Below are 4,592 nucleotides of genomic sequence, written 5' to 3'. Positions count from 1 at the left end.
ATCGATTCCGCAATAATATTTATGTAAAGTAGTATAGAATTTCATTGAGCTTTCTCCTTTTGGTATAGTCGCCTTGAAGTTTAGCTCAGTGCTAGACTTCGGGGAGAAGGCTCAATTAGTATCAAGCAAATTAACAGGATTAAAAACAGCGAGCTGTTCGCTTCGCTCCATTTTAGCCTACTATTTTAGCCCATTATTTTGACGTTATGTTTATTTCCATCATTGGAGTTCAATTGATAAATTTCGTTAAAAAATCATTATTATTATTTTGTAGTATTTTGCTTTTTGGGTGTGTTACAACGAACCAAGGCATTGAAAGAAAAAATTATTTTCCTTGGGAGAATGATACTGGCTATACGCAAGTAGTAAAAAATAATAACACGCTATATATCTCTGGTATTACGAGCGAAAAAATCAGCTTTGAAAGCCAAGTAGACGACATATACATTAACATCAAGAAGATACTGTCTGATTATAATGTTGGAACAGATGCTATCGTAAAAGAAGTTATTTTCACTATTGACATTGAAAAGTTAAAGTCGGCAATCCCAATACGTAAGGCTCATTTTGACGGTAAATATCCGTCTGCCAGTTGGGTTGAAGTAAAAAGGCTATGGAGTGAATCCCACTTTTTAGAAGTTGAAGTTGTTGTTGTGTTACCGTAAACATAAAAAATAAACAAGGACAGTTGGCTACGTTTCGCTTTGCTACACAATTTTAGCCAACCATTACTTAGCCTGTTATTTTGACATTATATTTTTAATCTACATGGAGTGTTCTTAATGAGAAAAGTGGTAGAGTTTAACAAAAGAAAATATTGGGGCTTTGGATCTGTTGATTTAGATGCTCTTAACAATCAACTTGATGAAATTAGTAAAGAGGGTTGGGAGTTACTTTCTATCAATTCTAATACTTGGTTTAATGGGGTTGTCGTTTCGTATACACTTTTAATAGAATCTAATTAGACCGTATTAATAACAAAATATAAGCATTTAAAGGACAGGAAACAGTTGGCTTTTGCTCCTTCGTCGCTTATTTTAACCAACTATTTTAGCCGCTTAACTGGCGTTATACCTATTCAACAAGGATCGAGTTCATGGATAGTCAAAGTTCAAAAATTCAACGGAGTGCAATATTAATTAAATGCTTTATGGCTTTAGTTATGCTTTTTCTAGCCATTAATATTTATACAACTAGCGTTATTGATTTTGGTTCGGTGGCAGGTGCTATTGGTATTTTATCATTGCTACGCGGATTCCTTTGTTCTCCTAGTTTATTATCAATGCCAATGAAAAGTTGGTTAGGAACTGATCATAAACTATCTAAAGAAAGCTATTTATATTTTATTTTAGCTCTCATATTAATTATTGTAAGTGGCTTTTAAAAATAAGTATAAATCGTTAAAGCAGGACAAAAACCATTGGCTTTTGCTCCTGCGCCGCTTATTTTAACCAACTATTTTTAGCCTCTTAATGAGGCGTTATGTTTATATGGATATTTCATTTTATGAGTCTAAAAAAGGCACTAGTCAGCTCCCTTATTTCTTTATGCATTACATCATGTGCATTCCAACCAGCTCTTGATAGCCAACCTTATTGTCAACGTGGTGAAACATTCACCAAAAAGTTAACTTTAAAAGCAACTGATATGGATGACATCGAAATTTGTGAGGATAGAAATTTTGGAGAATGTTTAGTGGAAATAGGTTTAATAGTACCGGTGAGTTTCATAATCTCAGGTAGTGTAGTTTTATTAGGCAATACCTTGTATTGGACAGAGCATACATTGAGTTGCTAAATAAATTAAACAATAAATTAAACAAGGGCAAAGAATAGTTGGTTTTTTATCCTTTTCCACTTGTTTTAACTAACTAATTTAGCCTCTTAACGAGGCCCTATAAATACAAGGATGGTTCGATGAAAACTCTCAGCATAATATTATTATTTATTACTTTTCAATCCTCTGCAATGGCTGAAAAGGGGGTTGTTGTTAATATACTCCCAGATAAATTAACGTTGTCAATTGACTGTGAAGCTCAAGTAAAACTACAACGATTAAAAACAGAACCAGAAAAATTTTCGATTGGCTATTCTTGTAAAAATTCGACGAATGGCAGTTACTATATGGATTTTCGTTTAAATGATATGGATATAGTTGCCGATTTTAATGATGGTTCAGCTAAAGTTGATGTGAATAAAACAAAGTTTAAATCATATACACTTTATGAGTTATTTATTGAAAGTAAGGAAGGAGAAAAATTTAAATTTGTTTCCTATTGTACAGAAGATATTTGTCTCGATTTAGTTGGTAACTATGAAAAGGCCGTTAAAGACTCTATAACTTCTCAGTTAAGAGGTTAGTATTTATAACAAGAACTGCAAACAGAAAATACAGTTGGCTGTTTTTACGGCGTTTAACCATTTAGCCAACTATATTTTCCGATTAAATAGACGCTATATTTCAAGGATGATTAGGCATTGGATTTACTGAAGTTAAATGATTATCTCCATTCAAGACCTTCGCCAAAAGGGCTTGATGTTTTATGTAAATTACAGCATTTTGCCATAATTACTTACGCTGTAGATCCTGCAAGATTTGATGGACTTTTCCCTGAACGTTTTAAGCTGGACTGCGTTGAAATTAATGGAGTAGAAAAAGCTCTAATTTCTGTAGTCCCATTTATAGATGTCGATTTTACTTCCGCTGTTTATCCATTCCCTAAATTTACTATGGGACAAACCAATTATCGAATTTATATAATCGATAAGCAAACCAACGAACGTTGTGTCTGGTTTCTAGGAACTACATTGGATTCTTGGGCGCTTGCAGTTCCAAGACTTTTATGGAACTTGCCTTGGTATTCAGGTGAAGTTAAATTCGACTGCGACTTCGATGAATCACAAAAGATATATCGTAAATATAAAATGACTACCGATGCTACTTGGGCTCCAGCGAGTGTTGAATTATCACAAGAAAAAGATGCTTCAATTGAGCTTGCAGGGTTTCCTGATACTGAAACTGGACTTGTATATTTAACTCATCCATTAGCAGGCTTTTATCATCGTAGAGATGGTGTACTAGGTACTTATCGTGTTTGGCATAAGCAATTAAAAGTATCATCTGCAAACCTTAAGTCTGCTAGCTTTGGTTTATTATCTAGATTGGGATTAGTAACACAAGAAGAACAACAAGTTGCACATAGTGTACTTATTGAACCAATTAATGAATTTACTATTTATTTACCGCCAAAAGTGGTGAAATAGAAATATAACACGCTAATTATTAAAGGCAAATAACAGCAGGATATTTGCTCTTTAGTCGCTTATTTTAACTAATTATTATTTACCTATGAGTAAGGCAATATGTGCCAAGGAGTAGTCTGAGCATGGATTCAAAAATAGACTTTTCATCTTATTCTCTAGAAGAGCTTTATTCTTCCTTAGAGAAAATTGATAAAGATATCTACCCTGAGAGAGCAAAACAAATAGAGGAATTAATTCGCCTAAAAGAAGCTGAGAGCCCTGAAGAAATCAATACAATTAAAAATATTGGGGAAAAGTCTACAAAATCTGACAGATTAGTGGCAGCAATCATAGATGGTGCGTTAGGACTCGCTACTCTGATCCCCGTTTTTTATAACGTAGGTTTTGATGCATTTAAAGAACCATCTATATATTTAATCGGCACTTTGTTTATATACGGTGTTTTTACTACTTTGTTATTACATGGATATCTTTTGTACTATTATGGGCAAACAATTGGCAAGAACTATATGTCTATTCGTGTTGAAAATTTAGATGGCTCCAAAGCTAGTTTAATTACTATTTACTTTAAGCGAATGTTGCCGATGCAATTAATTGGGTTAATTCCATCCTTTGGACAGTTTATATCAGGTATTGTAAATCCACTCTTTATTTTTGGTAAAGAAAGACGTTGTTTACATGACTATTTAGCTAAAACAAAGGTTAGCTATACAGACACATAACAAGCCGTTAAAGCAGGGCAAATAACAGTTGGCTATTTACTCCTTTAACGTCTATTTTATCAAACAATAAATCTTCTCTTAGCGGGGCGTTATATGCAAAAGGGTTTAAGCACTTGAATATCAATGCGACTTTATTCGGTCAGTTTGTTTTTGTCTCAATGTTTATCGTTGGTGGTTTAAGTTACTACTTAGGTAAACGTAAGAGTTCCTCACCTAAGGTGGTAACATTAATCGGTGTAATATTATGTATTACTCCACCTCTTAATATTGTTTACCTAATTGTTTTAATGCTAAAAAATGATAATGTATCAAAACAAAACCCCTGAAACTTGAGTGTTATTTCTATATAAAAAATCATTAAACCAGTACATGAAATAGTTGGTTTTTATTCATTCGTCGCTTATTTCACCCAATTATTTTAAACCTCTTTTTGAGATGTTATGTGCTAAGGAAAAAGAATGTATGGATGCAATCTTAAAAAGTGACGTGGTCTAATGGATTCGACTACCTAGTTAAGAGATAATAATCTTAATTGGAGATCGAAAATGACAAAACGTAAAAAATATTCAAAAGAATTCAAACTTGATGCAATCGCTTTAGTCGTTGA

The 4,592-nt window shown here is 33.1% G+C and carries 7 protein-coding genes; all 7 read left to right on the top strand.

Features of this window, described 5'->3' with window-relative positions:
* Positions 1–278: 278 nt before the first annotated feature.
* The 7 genes from H4J50_RS18485 (at position 279) to H4J50_RS18455 (ending at position 3,985) form a co-directional block, all read left to right on the top strand.
* Positions 279–665 carry a RidA family protein gene (locus tag H4J50_RS18485; RefSeq protein WP_182257635.1) on the top strand — a complete coding sequence of 129 codons (387 nt, stop codon included), beginning with the start codon at positions 279–281 and terminating at the stop codon, positions 663–665.
* A 117-nt stretch (positions 666–782) separates the two neighbouring features.
* On the top strand, positions 783–965 hold the full coding sequence (locus tag H4J50_RS18480) for a hypothetical protein (RefSeq protein ID WP_108456312.1): 183 nt from the start codon (positions 783–785) through the stop codon (positions 963–965).
* Between the two features lie 131 nt (positions 966–1,096).
* Positions 1,097–1,384, top strand: a complete 288-nt coding sequence (locus H4J50_RS18475; RefSeq protein WP_182257634.1) for a hypothetical protein — start codon at positions 1,097–1,099, stop codon at positions 1,382–1,384.
* Between the two features lie 122 nt (positions 1,385–1,506).
* A complete protein-coding gene (locus tag H4J50_RS18470; protein WP_162533766.1) occupies positions 1,507–1,797 on the top strand; it encodes a hypothetical protein in 291 nt (96 codons plus the stop codon).
* Between the two features lie 119 nt (positions 1,798–1,916).
* A complete protein-coding gene (locus tag H4J50_RS18465; protein ID WP_182257633.1) occupies positions 1,917–2,360 on the top strand; it encodes a hypothetical protein in 444 nt (147 codons plus the stop codon).
* A gap of 117 nt (positions 2,361–2,477) precedes the next feature.
* Positions 2,478–3,263, top strand: a complete 786-nt coding sequence (locus tag H4J50_RS18460; protein WP_182257632.1) for a DUF2071 domain-containing protein — start codon at positions 2,478–2,480, stop codon at positions 3,261–3,263.
* Between the two features lie 122 nt (positions 3,264–3,385).
* Positions 3,386–3,985 carry an RDD family protein gene (locus H4J50_RS18455; protein WP_182257631.1) on the top strand — a complete coding sequence of 200 codons (600 nt, stop codon included), beginning with the start codon at positions 3,386–3,388 and terminating at the stop codon, positions 3,983–3,985.
* The last annotated feature ends 607 nt before the right edge of the window (positions 3,986–4,592 follow it).

This window comes from Colwellia sp. 6M3, assembly GCF_014077595.1.
GTDB lineage: Bacteria > Pseudomonadota > Gammaproteobacteria > Enterobacterales > Alteromonadaceae > Cognaticolwellia.
Note: the sequence above shows the minus strand (reverse complement) of the source record. Positions and strands in the feature narration are given on the sequence as shown.